Genomic DNA, 15,005 nt, shown 5'->3' with positions numbered 1-15,005 from the left:
TGTCGGCCGAGATCGCTTCGATGATCGATGACGATCCCCTGTGGCAGGCCATGGCCGAAAGCTTCAGCCGCTATAAGGGCGTCGCCGACCGCACCATCGCTGTCCTCATGGCATACCTGCCAGAGATCGGCCAGCTCTCAAACCGGGCCATCTCCAAGCTGGTCGGTGTCGCGCCCTTGGCCGATGACAGCGGAAAACGACAGGGCAAACGCGCCATACGTGGCGGAAGGGCAAGCATCCGCACCGTCCTGTTTATCATCGCCGGGCACCTCGCCAAATACGAACCCGACTTCAAAGCCTTCCACGACAGGCTAGCCCTAAAGGGAAAAGCCAAGATGCAGATCCGCATCGCACTCGCCCATAAACTCATCGTCAGGCTCAATGCTAAAGCTCGCGATATACGCGAAACGCTCCAAACTACAGCTTGACACCTCAGATAGTCGCTCCCCATCGCTACGCGACAGGGAGGAGTGATTGTGCTCTGTATCTCCTCCCTGTGCCGAAGGCATGGGGAGGGGGACCATTTGCGCAGCAAATGGTGGTGGGGCCTCTTGCTTAAGCCACCTTCACCGCCCGCAACCGTCTCCACGCCCCAAAGGCAAACACCGCGGCACCGCCCCAGATAAACAGAAACGACACGCCGCGCAGCCAGGTGAAGGGCTCGCCTTGTGCCAGACCGATGGAAAACGAGATGGTCGGCGCAATGAACTGGATAAAGCCCATGGTCGATAGCGGCAGCCGGCGCGCCACGAAGCTGAAAAGGGTCAGAGGCAGCACGGTTATCGGCCCGGTCAGAATGAACCAGATAAAGTTGGTCGGTGCGGTGAACAGGTGACCTCCGCCTGAACCTTGCAGCCAGATCAGGTAGATCAGACCCGGGATGAACAGGAAGACGCATTCGACCGCCAGACCCGGCAAGGCATTGACCGGCAACTGTTTGCGGATGACGCCATAGGCGGCGAAGCTGACGGCCAGGCTGAGCGCGACGTAAGGGATATGGCCAAGCGCGAGGGCCTGAACCAGCACGCCGACGACGGCCGCGCCGATCGCGGTCTTGCCCCAGCCGTCCAGTCTTTCCTTGAAGAACAGGGCGCCGACGGCCATGTTGAGCAGCGGGTTGAGATAGTAGCCCAGCGACGACTCGATCGTGTGGCCATTTGTGACCGCCCAGACGAAGATGCCCCAGTTGATCCCGACCATCAGGCCCGAGACCAGAAGCCAGAACAACAGCTTCGGCTGACGCACGATCGCCAGGATTTCCGGCAGCTGTTTCGTGCCGATGACCAGGCCCGCCGCCCACAGCAGCGCCCAGACCGAACGATGCGCGATGATTTCCAGCGATCCGGCGCCGAAGCCATGGATCGGGATGTAGAAGAGCGGTGCGAACCCCCAGATGGCGTAACAGAGAACAGCCAGGGTGATCGGCGAGGACAGCGGCGACGTTGCGCCGGAAGTCTGGGAAGACATGGAAAATCCAAAAGAAAAAGGCTGGCGGACCACGGTCCGCCAGCCTTTAATGGTCTGATCTGGTGGCCGTTTTAGGCGGCGACCGCAGCGATGACACCGCGTTCGTCGAGGAGCTGTGCGATCTGCACGGCATTGAGCGCCGCGCCCTTTCGCAGGTTGTCCGAAACGCACCAGAGTGAGATGCCGTGCGGCACGGTGGTGTCGTTACGGATGCGTGATACGAAGGTGTCGAATTCGCCGACGCATTCGATCGGGCTGATATAGCCGCCGTTCTCGCGCTTATCGACGACGGCGACGCCCGGAGCCTCGCGCAGGATTTCGCGGGCCAGATGTTCGTCCATCGGGCTTTCGAACTCGATATTGATCGATTCCGAGTGGCCGACGAAGACCGGCACGCGCACGCAGGTCGGCACGACGTCGATCGTCGGGTCGAGGATCTTGTGTGTTTCCACGATCATCTTCCACTCTTCCTTGGTGTAGCCGTCTTCCATGAAGACGTCGATGTGCGGAATGACGTTGAAAGCGATCTGCTTGGTGAACTTCTTGGGTTCCTTATCGCCCATGCCGTAGATGGCCTTGGTCTGGTCCCACAGCTCGTCCATGCCCGCCTTGCCGGCGCCGGCGACCGACTGATAGGTCGACACAACCACGCGCTTGATCTGGGCGGCGTCGTGCAGCGGCTTGAGCACCGTGACCATCTGGATGGTCGAACAGTTCGGATTGGCGATGATGTTCTTCTTCTTGGCGTCCCAGACGGCGTCCGGATTGACTTCCGGCACGATCAGCGGGACTTCCGGGTGCATGCGCCATGCCGACGAATTGTCGATGACGATGGGGCCCAAAGCGCCGATCTTCTCCGACCACGCCTTGGAGACGTCGCCGCCGGCGCTCATCAGCACGATATCGACCTTGGAGAAATCGAACTGTTCAATGTCCTGGCACTTCAGGGTTTTTGTGCCGAAGGAAATCTCGATGCCCATCGATTTACGCGAAGCGACCGCGTAGATCTCCGAGATCGGAAACTTCACTTCTTCGAGGATCGTCATCATTTCACGACCCACGGCGCCGGTGGCGCCAACAACGGCGACCCGATAACCCATAGTATTGCTCCAGGACTGATAGATACGGCGACAACGCCGTGTCCGCGGCAAATGGCGTTTTTTACCCGGATTTACAAGTCAAAACGACTAAACGGGTAGATTAGGCGTGATTTTCAGGCACTTTGGCGCTTATCGCGCCGCGCGCAACACGCCCTGAAGGCCCTGACCATTGGCGGTCTTCATCACCTGATCGAGCGCGCCGAACAGGGCATCTGATGTGAACGGCTTCATCAGGTGGCCATCGCCGCCGGCGTCGAAGGCGTCGTCAACCGCGATATCGGTTTCGCCGCCCAGGAAAAGGATTGGTGTATAGCCGAGGTGGAAGCCGCCTTCCATCTGGCGGATTTCGCGTGCGGTCTGAAGCCCCGACATTTCCGGCATTTCGACGTCCATCAGGACGGCATCGTATTCGGTGGTCTGGTAGGCTTCCAGCGCCTCCGGACCGGAGGCGGCGAAATCGACGTCTATGCCGCTTGCCGCGAGCATCAGGTCGATCATGCGGCGCTGAATGGCGTTGTCTTCCACGCACAAAAGCTTCACAGGTGTCCTCACTATTATCGGGCAGGAACGCGTCCGTAACTGCGTTATATGATTTTCGAATTAGCAAGGGGTTAACATCCTCTTACTCAATCTAATATCTTCACGTCCTCCGTCAGAAATCGCAGTCATTGTGGCGATTTATCCGTTATGAGAGCATAAGGCCGTGATGCAATACGACGTGATCATCATCGGCGCCGGGCCTGCGGGGCTCAGTTGCGCCATCTGGCTGAAGCAGTTGGGTGTCGAGGCCCTGTTGCTTGAGGCCTCAGGCATTGCCGGCGGGCTTCAGACGCGCTCGCCCTATGAGAACCTGTGGATTCCGGGTGTTCAAGGCAAGACCGGCCAGCAGGTGGCGGCATCGCTGGCGCGGCATGCCGCCGATGTGGGCGCTAAGCTTCGGATCAACGCACCCGTCTTGTCCGTGGCCGAAGGCTTTGCCGTGACGACGCCGCAGGAAGTCTTGTCGGCACGCTTTGTCGTGGTCGCGACCGGATCAACCCCGCGCACCGGCGGGTTTACGCCGTCGGTCAATCTCGCCATCGGGCCGGGCGAACCGATGGAAGCGCTGGATGTCGCCGGCCGTCAGGTCGCGATCCTCGGCGGGGGCGACAACGCGTTCGACCAGGCGAAGTTCGTCCAGGATCGCGGCGGGCAGGTGACGGTCTTTTCGCGCGGTGAACCGCGCGCACAAAAGCTGCTGCAGGATCGCGTTCGCGATGTGCCGGTGGTGATTGGGCCTTATGATGCGCGCCAGGACGACATGACGGTCAATGGCCAAGGCTTCGACGCCTTCGGTGTGCAATATGGCTTTGAAGCGGTGGTGCCGGCGGGCCTCGATATCCGGGGTGGGGATGGCTATGTCACAGTCGACCGCTTTGGCGAAACGCGCGTGCCGGGCGTCTTTGCCTGCGGCGAGGTAACGGACTTCTGGCATCCGTGTGTGACCACGTCCGCCGCGCACGGTGTTCAGGTCGCCAAGCAGATCAGCAAACGCCTGCTCGGTTAACTTATGGCCGAAATCCCACACGCCCGTTCACAATCACGCACCCGCAGCATTTTTTAACGCGATCTTTCGATAAATCCGCTAGAACGCTTGCCATGTAAATCCTTAGGTGGGGCGAAGGCCGCAAACGGCCACGCGTAACGTCAGAGACACATGGGTATCCGCACCGAGTATAAACGCCTGCTCAAGTCAGGTGAGATCACCCCTGACCCCGCTCAAAAGGCGGGGATCGAGGCGTTGATCAAGCTGGAGCGGCAAATCTGCCAGACCCATACCTGGTGGCGTATCCTGTTTGGACTTCGGCCGCGCGTCTATGGTCTCTACCTGTGGGGGCCGCCCGGCCGCGGCAAGTCCATGATGATGGACCTGTTCTGCCGCTTTGCCCGCGAACCCAAGAAGCGCCGCGTCCACTTCCACGCCTTCATGTCCGAAGTCCACCACCTGATCCGCAAGTGGCGCGAAAGCGACGCCGCCACGCGTAAGCAGGTGTTCGGCATGCACAAGGGCGACGATCCGGTCGCTCCCGTCGCCAAGGTCATCGCCGAGCGCTCGCGCCTTTTGTGCTTTGACGAACTCCAGGTCACCGATATCGCCGATGCCATGATCCTTGGCAGGCTGTTCCAGGCCCTGTTCGAACGCCGCGTCGTGCTGGTGGCGACGTCGAACCGCGCGCCGGACGATCTTTACAAGAACGGTCTCAACCGCGATCTGTTCGTGCCCTTTATCGACATGATCAAGGCGCGCTGCGCCCTGGTCGAAGTCGCCGGCCCGCGCGATTTCCGCATGGATCGCCTGCGCGGCGCCCAAACCTATTTCTTCCCATCGACCGCGCCGGAACAGGTTGCCGCGTTCAACGGCCTATGGACCGACATGACCAAGTTGAATACCGAAATGGAAGCGGTCCTCACGGTCAATGAGCGCAAGCTGACTTTCAAGCGCGCCGCCGGGCCTTTGTTGCGCGCGACCTTCTCGGAACTGTGCGGCGTCTATAACGGCCCGGCCGACTACCTCGAAATCGCCGAACGCTTTACGACCGTGTTCATCGAGAACGTGCCGGTGCTTGGGCCTCATAACCGTAACGAAGCCCGCCGTTTCGTGACCCTGATCGATGCACTGTACGAAGCCTCGGCGAAGACGGTCATCCTGGCCGAAGCCGAACCAGCGAAGCTCTATCCGGCCGGCGACGGCGCGTTCGAGTTCGAGCGCACGGTGTCGCGCCTCGAGGAAATGCGCTCCGAAGACTACCTCAACCGGCGCTGATTCAAGCAAGAAGCCCCACCACCACGCCAGCAAGCTGGCGCGGTCCCCCTCCCCATCGCTGCGCGACAGGGAGGAGTAATAGCGCTCTTATTCTCCTCCCTGTGCCGAAGGCATGGGGAGGGGGGCCGCACGAGCGAACGCAGTGAGTGAGATGTGGTGGTGGGGTCTCTTACTTCAGTTCAGCAACGGACAAAATCCCCTGCGCCTGCTCTAGATGCAGGCGTTCGACCATCTCGCCATTGACCGACAGCACACCGTCGCCGGAACCCGCAAAGGCCGCGACCACGGCCCGGGCCCAGGCGATCTCGGCGTCAGAAGGCGAAAAAAAGGCCCGGTTGGCGGCCGCGATCTGGCTGGGATGGATCAAGGTCTTGCCGTCAAAGCCCAGGCTTCGGCCCTGATCGCACTCGGCGCCAAAACCAATTTCATCCGTATACTGATTATATACGCCATCGAGCGCGATCAGGCGATGCGCCCGGGCATGCAGCACGATGTGTGACAGGGCGATGATGATGTCCTGCCGGTTATCCATCGGCCGAGTGCGCAAGCCCTTGCGCAGGTCGTTGGGCCCGGCGATCAGGCCTTTCAATCCGACGACAGAAGCGATGGCGGCCAGATTGACCACGCCCAGCGGCGTTTCAATCATCGCCCATACGCCCGTCCCACGCGGCAAGGCATCGCGCACGGCGTGAAGCGCTTCGGGCGTTTCGACCTTGGGCACGACAATGCCCGAGACCGTGCCGGAGCGCATGCAGTGGCTCAACGCATCGACCGTCGCAGCCGTGTGGCGAGGATCGATCCGCACCAGAACCTGGCTGGCCTGAAACCCGCCGGCCTCCAGCGTGGCCACAAGCCCGGCTAGGGCATTCGCCCATCCATCGGGGCCGACAGCGTCTTCGAGATCGAAGATCAGGGCATCGCAAGACAGTCCCGGAGCCTTGCCAAGGGCCTTCGCATTGCCGCAGGGTATGAACAGGGTGGAGCGATACCGCGCGATGGTCATGGGCTAACCCCTTGGCTTATTGAAATTAAGTCGGCCGGTGTGTGGAAAACTCTTGTAAGCACGCCAAGCCGCCCTCATATTGACCCATAGACGGACTATAAGGCTTTGTCGCCTGGAACCTGTCCGGACAAGATTCATACGGGGAATTACCTCAATGGCTGACTATGACGGTCAAATCGCACAGGGCCGCGGCTCTGTAAAAACCAATACCAAGGACACGGCCATCGACCTTGGCATGCGCAACTTCCTGCTCGGCATCTATCAAAAGATGGCGCTGGGCCTGGTGGTCACGGGTCTGATGGCATGGGCGGTGGCTAATTCGCCGGCCATCCTGCAACTGCTTTATAATGTTACGCCGGACGGCCGCGTCCGCGGCTATACCATGCTTGGCTGGGTCTTCGCCTTTGCGCCGCTGGGCCTGAGCTTCATCTCGGGCATGTTCATGAACCGCCTGAATGCGGCGGTCGCGGGTACCTTCTACTGGGTGTTCGTCGCCATCATGGGCGTGTCGCTGTCGTCGATCTTCCTGCTCTACACGGGCATTTCTATCGCCAACATCTTTTTCGTGACCGCCGCCACCTTCGGCGTGGTCAGTCTGATCGGCTATACGACCAAGCGTGACCTGTCGGGCATGCGGGGCTTCCTGATGGCGGCCGTGCTCGGCATCATCATCGCCGGCCTCGGCAACGCCTTCATCTTCAAGAGCGGCATGATGCAACTGGCGATCTCGGCCATCGGCGTCCTGGTCTTCTCGGCTCTGATCGCCTACCAGACCCAAGCGCTGAAGCAGATGTACTACGAGTTCGGTGAAGCCGGCCAGCAGCACCGCGCGGCCCTGACCTATATCGGCGCCCTGTCGCTGTATGTGAACTTCATCAACCTGTTCATCAGCCTGCTGCAGATCTTCGGCGGCCGTCGCTAAGCGGACAGGCTACCCTCAAATGCAAGAAACCCCGGAAGGTGACTTCCGGGGTTTTTGTTTTCCTTCTCCCCGCAAGTGGGGGAGAGGGTAGGTGCGGCTATGCCGGTCGACACAAAAAAAGGGAGCCCGTGAAGATTCCCTTTTGCATTTGCTATTCCTGGCAAATCTAGGCGTTGATGCCCTGCTTGGTCGCTTCGGCGCGCTTCTTGAGCAGTTCGTCGAAGGCGCCCCAGACGCCCTGGTCGCCGGTCCATTGCCCCTTGGTGGCGGCCTTGGAATATTCCGTGGCGCGGGCTTCGAAGAAATTGGCGTGCTCGACGCCCGACAGCAGGACCTGCAGCCACGGCAGCGGGTTTTCCTTCACGCCGCCATAGACTTCCGGCAGGTCGAGCTGACGCAGGCGCCAGTCGGCGATGTAACGGATATAGGCCTTGATGTCGTCGGGCGTCATGCCCTGGACCGGACCCATTTCGAACGCCAGGTCGATGAACTTGTCTTCCATCGACACGACGGTCTTGCAGCAGTCGATGATGTCGTCGGCGACCGACTTGGTGACGGCCTTCGTTTCCTTGTTGAAGGCGTGATAGAGCTTGATGATGCCTTCGCAGTGCAGGCTTTCGTCACGCACCGACCACGACACGATCTGGCCCATGCCCTTCATCTTGTTGAAGCGCGGGAAGTTCATCAGCATGGCGAACGAGGCGAACAACTGCAGGCCTTCGGTGAAGCCACCGAACATGGCAAGCGTGCGGCAGACATCGGCTTCGGTATCGACGCCGAACGTGCCCATATAGTCGTGCTTGTCGCGCATGGCCTGGTAGTCCATGAACGCGCCGAATTCCGACTCCGGCATGCCGATCGTTTCCAGCAGCAGGGCGTAGGCGGCGATATGCACCGTTTCCATGTTCGCGAAGGCCGACATCATCATCTTGATTTCGGTCGGCTTGAAGACGCGCGAATAGCGTTCCAGGTAGTTGTCCTGGACCTCGATATCCGACTGGGTGAAGAAGCGGAAGATCTGCGTCAGCAGGTTGCGCTCGCTGTCGGTCAGCTTGGTCGCCCAGTCCTTGCAGTCTTCGCCCAGCGGTACTTCTTCCGGGATCCAGTGGACCTGCTGCTGCTTGCGCCAGAATTCGAAGGCCCACGGGTAACGGAAGGGCTTGTAGGAATGGCTGGGGGTCAGGAGACCGGCCTTGGACTGCGACAAAATCAGAGAGCTCATTTTACCATTCCCGAATCGAGGTTACGCGCCACTTGGCCTAGGCATATTCACCACACCTAGTGGTTAATGACCAGTAAACATCTACATCTTGTATATCGTTTTTGGGGATATTTTTCACCGGCCTTTCCGTGCATGGGAATCAGGACTCGGTATGCCTAAAGGTTAACGGGATCGAAGTGGAGAGTCGAGGCTAAATCCCTTTTCCCCGCTTGAGGGAGAAGGTGGGTCGGCTTGCCGGACCGGATTGGGGGGTAACCCTCTGTCCGCATGTTTGTTGATTGAAGTGACCCCTCACCCGATCGCCATCGTAGCGCTCGGCTCTCGTCCTCTCCCCTCAGGTGGGGAGAGGGAATATGGCAGAGGTGCTCCGACTCTGGTTAGGAACCCGAGGCCTTCAGCGAATCCCACGACCGCGTCATGGGCACCGCGCCGGGCTTGGCCTGCTGGCTCTGCAGCCAGGCAAGATTGGCCTCGGCCTGCGCCGGCGGCAGGTCCTGGCGCAGCAGCTTTTCGGCCTCCGTCAAATTGCCCGACAGGCCCAGCACCAGGGCCAGGTTCTGGCGGACCTGCATGGTGGCGCCCGTTTGCGCGGCCGCCGTGCGCAGCAGGGTTTCGGCGCCGGCCAGGTCGCCGGCCTCGGCCTTGGACATGGCGATATTGGTCAGGACCGACGGATTGTCGGGCGACAGCTTGAGCGCCGTGGCCCACGCGGCTTGGGCGTCCTCCGGGCGCTGGGTCTGGTCATAGGCGATGCCCAGCAGCGAATAGGCCTGCCAGCTGTTGGGCTTCAGCTCGATGATGTGCTTCAGCGGCGCGATGGCATAGAAGGCATTGCCGGCGGCGATGTGCGACTTGCCGGCGGCGGTCAGGACCTGGATATTGTCGGGCGCGAACAAAAGGACCTTCTGCGCCGCGTCGGCGGCTTCGGCATTGTGGCCGATGGCGCGCTGGGCATTGGACAGGTAGAGGCCGATCTCGGCATTGGTCGGGTCGCGGCTGAACTGCAACGCGAAGAAGGCCGCCTGGGCCAGCGGGTCGGAGCGTAGCGCCTTTTCGATATCGGCCTTGGTCGCCTTGCGGAACGTGTCGCTCTCAACGCCGGGCGTGGCGTTGGTAGCCGGGGCGCCCGGCTTGTCCTTCTTGCCGAACAGGCCCGCCGAAGCCGGCGAGGCGGCCATGATAACAGCAGCGGTCAGACAGAACAGAAGGCGGTTACGCATGGATGCCTCTTCAGGTAAAGCTGCGTTAAGGATTCAGAGACAGGCGTGAATTTAAGGTTAAGGCCCCAATCAATTGTTAACGCAGGCCGTGCGACAGTCACCCAATCGCCATATCGCGTTTTTTTGACGCGACATCTGGTCGAAAACCGCTTCACACTTTTCGACATGTCGCTCTCGCGGAGATCCCATATGCCCAAGCCCCTGCCCGGCAAGGCCGTCAAGATAGAGCCCACCATCCATGCCCTGTTCGAGGATGAGGTCGAAGGCGCATTGGCGGCGCTGAAGCCGGCGCAGTCGGCCTTTCTCGCGGCCCGCAAGTTTACGGGTAAAGCAGCCAGCTTGGTCGTGCTGCCGGGCGACGGCGGCAAGGGTGAGGGCAGCGTCATGCAGGCCTTCTTCGGCCTGGGCGCGCGCGGCGATTATTCGCCCTTGACCTTCCGCGCCCTGGCCTCGCAACTGCCGGCCATACGCTGGGCGCTAAAAGCCGATGACGGTCTCGACCGCCACGCCATCCATGCCGCCTGGCATCAGGGCGCCTATCGCTTCGACCGCTACAAGTCCGGCGAGCCCAAGGAGGTGGCGACGCTGGACGACAGCGACCTCCCCGATCCCGGGGCGCTGGAGGCCGAGGTCCGCGCCCATAATTTCGTCCGCGACCTGGTCAATACTCCGGCCAACGACATGGGACCAGCTGATATCGCCGATGCGGCCTTTGCGCTTTCATTGAGGCATGGCGCGGAGTTCAATGTCACGATCGGTGACGAACTGCTGACGGAAAACTATCCGGCCATCCACGCCGTCGGCCGCGCCGCCGCCGAAGACCGGGCGCCGCGCTTCATCGAACTGAGCTGGCAGGGACCGGGGCCGTCGACGCCGACGGTCGTGCTGGTCGGAAAGGGCGTGGCGTTCGATACCGGCGGGCTCAACATCAAGACAACCGGCATGGGACTGATGAAGAAGGACATGGGGGGCGCCGCCCACGCCCTGGCCCTGGGCGACTGGATCATGAGCTGCCGCCTGCCGGTGCGTCTGCACATTCTTATTGCCGCCGTCGAAAATGCCATCTCGGGATCGGCCATGCGTCCGGGTGACATCCTGGCGTCGCGCGCGGGCCTCAGCATTGAAATGGGCAATAGCGATGCCGAAGGCCGGCTGATCCTGGCCGACGCCCTGACACGGGCCGGCGAGCTGGAGCCTAATCTGACGATCGACTTCGCCACCCTGACGGGTGCCGCGCGCGTGGCCCTGGGCCCTGAAGTCATCCCCTTCTACTGCGATGACGAAGACATCGCCCGCCGGCTGGAAGTCTGTGCCCTGGCGCACAATGATCCGGTATGGCGCATGCCGCTGTGGCCGGGCTACAAGGATGCGCTCGACAGCGACATTGCCGATATCCGCAACGATCCGGCGGCGTGGGCGCAGGCGGGATCGGTGACCGCGGCCATGTTCCTGCAACGCTTTGCGCCCAAGACCGGCGCCTGGGTGCATTTTGATATCTATGCCTGGAACCCGCGCGGGCGGGCCGGATGGCCGGTCGGCGCCGAGGCCCAGGCGTTGCGCGCCGTCTACCATCTGATCGGCGGCTTATGAGCCCTTGTGAAATCAACCTCTGCACGATTAACCAAAAACAATTTATTTAATTGCACTGCGTGCGTTTTTATTGTAGGACAATATCGACATTTTTCGCGACGCTATTGGATCTGGCCGACCGTGATGTCTCCCAAATCAACTTGGCGCCGCCACTATCGTTTCCTGGTCGGCGCCGTTGCCTGTAACTCCTCACCGAAACAGGCAAGGTTCAGCCCCGGTATCTTCGGATGCCGGGGCTTTTTTCTTGTGCCTTACGCTGAGCGATATGCCAAAAAGTGTGTAGCGGTTTTTGGCCTGATATCGCGACAAAACAAAAAATCCGGTCACGCTTCGGTAAGGACCATTACCAATGAATTAAAGGGTTTGCGGCGATAAATCTTGCGTTCAGCCTCGCTGTTAACGTCACCTTTGCATCCGTCTGCTAGGCTCACCACATACTAAGCGCATCCGGTCTTTGAATAGATGGATCTGAGCCGGATGAGCGCCCCGCATAACCGATGCAAAAGGCACCGTTTGTAATGACCGAGATGAGTGGCGAACCCTTCGACAAGCGTATCACGCCGTACAAGGACGGCGTAACCGACCAGGCGCATGAAGGCCTGATCCGCGCCCGATCCTATGTCGCCGGTGAAGTCTTAAGCTGCTACGACGCCAAGGCGCCGATCCTGGCCCAGCCGGAACACGGTTCCGAGCAATGGGACCAGCTGCTGCTGGGTGAGCGTTTCAAGGTTATCGAGCGCAAGCACGACTTTTACTGGGGCCAGGCGCTGCGCGACGGTTATGTCGGCTATGTGCCGGTGTCGGCCTTCCGCAACGACTGGTACCTGCCGACCCATTACGTCTCGACGCTGCGCACCTATGTCTTCGTTGCGCCGAACGTCAAGGCGTCGATCCTGACGGCGATCAGCCTGAACGCCCTGGTCAGCGTCACGCGCTATGAGAACGGCTTTGCCTATATCAACGACATGGGCTGGGTGTTTGCCAGTCATCTGTCGACCTTCGAGACCTTTGCCGACGACTTTGTCGCCGTGGCCGAAAGCTATATCAATGCGCCTTATCAATGGGGCGGTCGCGAAAGCATCGGGCTGGACTGCTCGGGCCTGCTGCAACAGGCGCTTTATGCCTCGGGCTATGGCTGTCCGCGCGATTCCGACATGCAGGCAAGGCTTGGCATCGGGCTGGACGTCCGCCCGGATCTTGACGGCCTGACGCGCGGCGATCTGGTCTTCTGGAAGGGGCACGTCGCCATCATGGTCGACGAGCAAAACATCATCCACGCCAATGCCCACCACATGAAGGTGGCCGTCGAGCCGCTGGCGGCCGCGGTCAATCGCATCGACGCCTGCGGGTCGGGCGCGCCGACCGCCTTCCGCCGGCTGTAATGGCTAAAATCTCCAAATAAAAAGCCCCGCCGGTGATGCCGGCGGGGCTTTTTATTTGGTCTCATGCCACGCTTAGATCGGTATGATTTTAAGTGGAAACATCATGCCGATCTAAGTTTTGTTTTTGTCGCGATATTTAAGGCGAAAACCGCTTACACTATTCGCCATATCGCTCTAGTGGCCGGCGTTCGCCGGAGCCGGAACAGGCGTGTTCGGCGAATTGACGGTCGCCTGCGGCGTCGTGGTCGTAGTCCCCGAAGCCTTGGCCGTGGCGGCGGCAGGCGTCGAGGCCGGAGCCGCTTCGGTGCCCGCGGCAACCGCGCCGCCATCACCCGTGGCCGGCGTCGCCGTCGCGCCAGGTGCGCGCGAGGGATCCGGTGCCGGAATGGCGTAACCGGTCGAACCCATCGTGCGCAGATAGGCGATCAGGTTGATGCGGTCTTCCGGCTTCTTGACGCCGGCGAAGGTCATCTTGGTGCCCTTGACCCACTTCGGCGGCGCGCCGAGGAAGCCGTAGAGCTGGTCGTAGGTCCAGTTGGGCGCCTCCGCCTTGTGCGCCACCATGGCGTCCGAATAGGCGAAGCTGCCGTGCGAAGCGGTGGCGCGTCCGACAACGCCGAACAGGTTCGGGCCGGTCAGGTCCGGACCGCCCGACGTGTCGGTGTGACAGCTCGAGCACTTCTTGAAGACGGCTTCACCCGCGGCGATGTCAGCGGCCGGAAGGACGGTGCCCCAGTCCGGCGGGCTGTCAACGGCAGCGCCGCCACCGGCTTCTTCGACTTCGGCGACCTCGATCAGATAGCCAGGCTTCTTGGGCGCATCCGTGTGGAAGATCATTTCCGAGCCGATGTTCGCACCCATGATGACCAGACCGGTCGCCAGGACCGCGCCCATAATCTTGTTTACTGTAAGGTCGCCGCTCATATCGCCTGGGATACCCTATAAAATTGAAATCGCAGCGCCCGAACGGGGTCCGGCACGCATCTGCTTGCGTTTGGCTCTCTGACACGCTACCGCCAAATTCGCAAGCGGGCATTTGTCCCGGAAAGGCCATTTTTGGCCTTGCCGGGACAAATCGCCGCATCTTTATCGCTCAAGCGCCGCGGGTTCCTCGCACGCGCTCGGGCGCGCAGTCGCGCTTGCCAAATGCTCCCCGCATTTGGAAGCCTAGCCCATTAAGGAAATTCATAGTCATGACTTCGCCGACACCACGCAAGATCGCCTATCAGGGCGAGCCGGGGGCTTTCAGCCATCAGGCCATCAAGCGTTGGTTTGGCGACTTTACCGCCGCGCCCTATCCGACCTTTGAAGCGGCGTTTGCCGCCGTCACCTCGGGCGAGTGCGAAATGGGCATGATTCCCATCGAGAACTCCGTCGCCGGCCGCGTTTCGGATGTTCATCACCTGCTGCCGCATTCGGGTCTCAAGATCATCGGCGAGCGCTTTCTGCCGATCGAAATGAACCTGATGGCCCCCCCAGGCACCAGGCTGTCCGATGTCAAGGTTGCCGCCTCGCACGCCATGGCGCTGCTTCAATGCCGCAATTCCTTGCGCGAACTGGGCATTACCGCCGAGGTCTTCCACGACACGGCGGGGGCGGCGCGTGCCCTGTCGCAGTCGCGTGAGCCCGGTCGCGCCGCCATCGCGCCGGAAGTCGCCGCCGAGCTCTATGGCCTGGAGATATTGAAGCGCAACATGGAAGACGCGCGCCACAATACGACGCGCTTTCTGGTCCTGACGACCGAAGATCGCGTCACGCCGCCGCCCGTTGAAACCGAGTGCATGACCAGTTTTGTATTCCGGGTCCGCAATGTCGCGGCCTCGCTCTATAAGGCGCTGGGCGGTTTCGCCACCAACGGCGTCAACATGACCAAGCTGGAAAGCTATATCGAAAACGGCGTCTTCGCCTCGACCTTCTTCTATTGTGATGTCGAAGGCCGCCCCAGCGATCCGGGTCTTGCCCGGGCACTCGAAGAGCTTCAGTTCTTTGCCACCAAGCTTGAGATACTCGGCACCTATCCGCTTGATCCTTTCCGCCGCACGGACGCGCAGCGGTCATGACACCCGAAGACCGCATCATAGCCTTGGAGGAAATGGTGGCGCATCAGGCGAAGACCATCGACGAACTGTCCGATCAACTGGCCGAACAGTGGAAGGTGGTCGACCGCCTTAAGCGCTCATTGGAAATCCTGGGCGAGCGGTTGATCGGACTGGAAGACCGCTCAACCGAAGCCGCGCCGGTCACCAAGCCGCCGCACTACTAATATCGAACGGCGTTATATGCGGTGCAAAATGCT

Annotated in this window: 15 protein-coding genes; 8 read left to right on the top strand and 7 right to left on the bottom strand. The window is 60.9% G+C overall.

The genetic code is table 11. The features are described from left to right. A partial coding sequence (locus J2X24_RS09805; RefSeq protein ID WP_209720299.1) for a transposase occupies window positions 1-428 on the top strand: 428 nt, incomplete at its 5' end. 127 nt (window positions 429-555) lie between these two features. On the opposite strand, the gene rarD is transcribed toward J2X24_RS09805, so the two are convergent. From rarD to J2X24_RS09790, 3 genes are all read right to left on the bottom strand, one after another. After that, window positions 556-1,467, bottom strand: a complete 912-nt coding sequence (gene rarD, locus J2X24_RS09800) for an EamA family transporter RarD (protein ID WP_209720297.1) — start codon at window positions 1,465-1,467, stop codon at window positions 556-558. A 71-nt stretch (window positions 1,468-1,538) separates the two neighbouring features. After that, window positions 1,539-2,567, bottom strand: a complete 1,029-nt coding sequence (locus tag J2X24_RS09795; RefSeq protein ID WP_209720294.1) for an aspartate-semialdehyde dehydrogenase — start codon at window positions 2,565-2,567, stop codon at window positions 1,539-1,541. Window positions 2,568-2,696: 129 nt separating this feature from the next. After that, the gene (locus J2X24_RS09790; RefSeq protein ID WP_209720291.1) at window positions 2,697-3,107 is read right to left on the bottom strand and encodes a response regulator; all 411 of its coding nucleotides are present in this window, start codon (window positions 3,105-3,107) and stop codon (window positions 2,697-2,699) included. Between the two features lie 166 nt (window positions 3,108-3,273). Here J2X24_RS09790 and J2X24_RS09785 point away from each other — a divergent pair, with 166 nt between their 5' ends. Then, a complete protein-coding gene (locus tag J2X24_RS09785; protein WP_209720288.1) occupies window positions 3,274-4,113 on the top strand; it encodes an NAD(P)/FAD-dependent oxidoreductase in 840 nt (279 codons plus the stop codon). A gap of 150 nt (window positions 4,114-4,263) precedes the next feature. After that, window positions 4,264-5,370 carry a cell division protein ZapE gene (gene zapE, locus J2X24_RS09780; RefSeq protein ID WP_209720286.1) on the top strand — a complete coding sequence of 369 codons (1,107 nt, stop codon included), beginning with the start codon at window positions 4,264-4,266 and terminating at the stop codon, window positions 5,368-5,370. A 169-nt stretch (window positions 5,371-5,539) separates the two neighbouring features. Here the strand turns inward: zapE and J2X24_RS09775 are convergent, their stop codons facing one another. Further along, complete coding sequence (locus J2X24_RS09775; RefSeq protein ID WP_209720283.1) at window positions 5,540-6,373, bottom strand: HpcH/HpaI aldolase/citrate lyase family protein; 834 nt, start codon at window positions 6,371-6,373, stop codon at window positions 5,540-5,542. A 154-nt stretch (window positions 6,374-6,527) separates the two neighbouring features. On the opposite strand from J2X24_RS09775, the gene J2X24_RS09770 reads away from it, so the two are divergent. Beyond that, window positions 6,528-7,295: a Bax inhibitor-1/YccA family protein gene (locus J2X24_RS09770; RefSeq protein WP_209720280.1), complete on the top strand. Its 768-nt coding sequence runs from the start codon at window positions 6,528-6,530 to the stop codon at window positions 7,293-7,295. 166 nt (window positions 7,296-7,461) lie between these two features. Here the strand turns inward: J2X24_RS09770 and J2X24_RS09765 are convergent, their stop codons facing one another. Next, window positions 7,462-8,517, bottom strand: a complete 1,056-nt coding sequence (locus J2X24_RS09765; protein WP_209720277.1) for a ribonucleotide-diphosphate reductase subunit beta — start codon at window positions 8,515-8,517, stop codon at window positions 7,462-7,464. 377 nt (window positions 8,518-8,894) lie between these two features. After that, window positions 8,895-9,737, bottom strand: a complete 843-nt coding sequence (locus tag J2X24_RS09760) for a tetratricopeptide repeat protein (protein ID WP_209720274.1) — start codon at window positions 9,735-9,737, stop codon at window positions 8,895-8,897. 189 nt (window positions 9,738-9,926) lie between these two features. On the opposite strand from J2X24_RS09760, the gene J2X24_RS09755 reads away from it, so the two are divergent. Together J2X24_RS09755 and J2X24_RS09750 are read left to right on the top strand one after the other, a co-directional pair. Then, window positions 9,927-11,327, top strand: coding sequence for a leucyl aminopeptidase family protein (locus J2X24_RS09755; protein WP_209720271.1), 1,401 nt, complete (start codon window positions 9,927-9,929; stop codon window positions 11,325-11,327). Window positions 11,328-11,845: 518 nt separating this feature from the next. Further along, the gene (locus tag J2X24_RS09750) at window positions 11,846-12,709 is read left to right on the top strand and encodes a C40 family peptidase (RefSeq protein WP_209720269.1); all 864 of its coding nucleotides are present in this window, start codon (window positions 11,846-11,848) and stop codon (window positions 12,707-12,709) included. 174 nt (window positions 12,710-12,883) lie between these two features. Here J2X24_RS09750 and J2X24_RS09745 read toward each other — a convergent pair whose 3' ends face one another. Continuing rightward, window positions 12,884-13,633: a c-type cytochrome gene (locus tag J2X24_RS09745; RefSeq protein ID WP_209720266.1), complete on the bottom strand. Its 750-nt coding sequence runs from the start codon at window positions 13,631-13,633 to the stop codon at window positions 12,884-12,886. Between the two features lie 269 nt (window positions 13,634-13,902). Here J2X24_RS09745 and J2X24_RS09740 point away from each other — a divergent pair, with 269 nt between their 5' ends. Together J2X24_RS09740 and J2X24_RS09735 are read left to right on the top strand one after the other, a co-directional pair. After that, complete coding sequence (locus tag J2X24_RS09740; RefSeq protein ID WP_209720263.1) at window positions 13,903-14,769, top strand: prephenate dehydratase; 867 nt, start codon at window positions 13,903-13,905, stop codon at window positions 14,767-14,769. After that, the gene (locus J2X24_RS09735; protein WP_209720260.1) at window positions 14,766-14,972 is read left to right on the top strand and encodes a SlyX family protein; all 207 of its coding nucleotides are present in this window, start codon (window positions 14,766-14,768) and stop codon (window positions 14,970-14,972) included. The genes J2X24_RS09740 and J2X24_RS09735 overlap by 4 nt, the downstream gene beginning before the upstream one ends. The last annotated feature ends 33 nt before the right edge of the window (window positions 14,973-15,005 follow it).

Source organism: Asticcacaulis solisilvae, from assembly GCF_017875235.1.
Lineage (GTDB): Bacteria > Pseudomonadota > Alphaproteobacteria > Caulobacterales > Caulobacteraceae > Asticcacaulis > Asticcacaulis solisilvae_A.
This window is presented reverse-complemented; position numbering and strand designations above follow the sequence as displayed.

Coding starts and splice junctions, on each gene's coding strand:
- rarD (WP_209720297.1), bottom strand. CDS start 1,467: ATGTCTTCCCAGACTTCCGGCGCAACGTCGCCGCTGTCCTCGCCGATC.
- J2X24_RS09795 (WP_209720294.1), bottom strand. CDS start 2,567: ATGGGTTATCGGGTCGCCGTTGTTGGCGCCACCGGCGCCGTGGGTCGT.
- J2X24_RS09785 (WP_209720288.1), top strand. CDS start 3,274: ATGCAATACGACGTGATCATCATCGGCGCCGGGCCTGCGGGGCTCAGT.
- zapE (WP_209720286.1), top strand. CDS start 4,264: ATGGGTATCCGCACCGAGTATAAACGCCTGCTCAAGTCAGGTGAGATC.
- J2X24_RS09775 (WP_209720283.1), bottom strand. CDS start 6,373: ATGACCATCGCGCGGTATCGCTCCACCCTGTTCATACCCTGCGGCAAT.
- J2X24_RS09770 (WP_209720280.1), top strand. CDS start 6,528: ATGGCTGACTATGACGGTCAAATCGCACAGGGCCGCGGCTCTGTAAAA.
- J2X24_RS09765 (WP_209720277.1), bottom strand. CDS start 8,517: ATGAGCTCTCTGATTTTGTCGCAGTCCAAGGCCGGTCTCCTGACCCCC.
- J2X24_RS09760 (WP_209720274.1), bottom strand. CDS start 9,737: ATGCGTAACCGCCTTCTGTTCTGTCTGACCGCTGCTGTTATCATGGCC.
- J2X24_RS09755 (WP_209720271.1), top strand. CDS start 9,927: ATGCCCAAGCCCCTGCCCGGCAAGGCCGTCAAGATAGAGCCCACCATC.
- J2X24_RS09750 (WP_209720269.1), top strand. CDS start 11,846: ATGACCGAGATGAGTGGCGAACCCTTCGACAAGCGTATCACGCCGTAC.
- J2X24_RS09745 (WP_209720266.1), bottom strand. CDS start 13,633: ATGAGCGGCGACCTTACAGTAAACAAGATTATGGGCGCGGTCCTGGCG.
- J2X24_RS09740 (WP_209720263.1), top strand. CDS start 13,903: ATGACTTCGCCGACACCACGCAAGATCGCCTATCAGGGCGAGCCGGGG.
- J2X24_RS09735 (WP_209720260.1), top strand. CDS start 14,766: ATGACACCCGAAGACCGCATCATAGCCTTGGAGGAAATGGTGGCGCAT.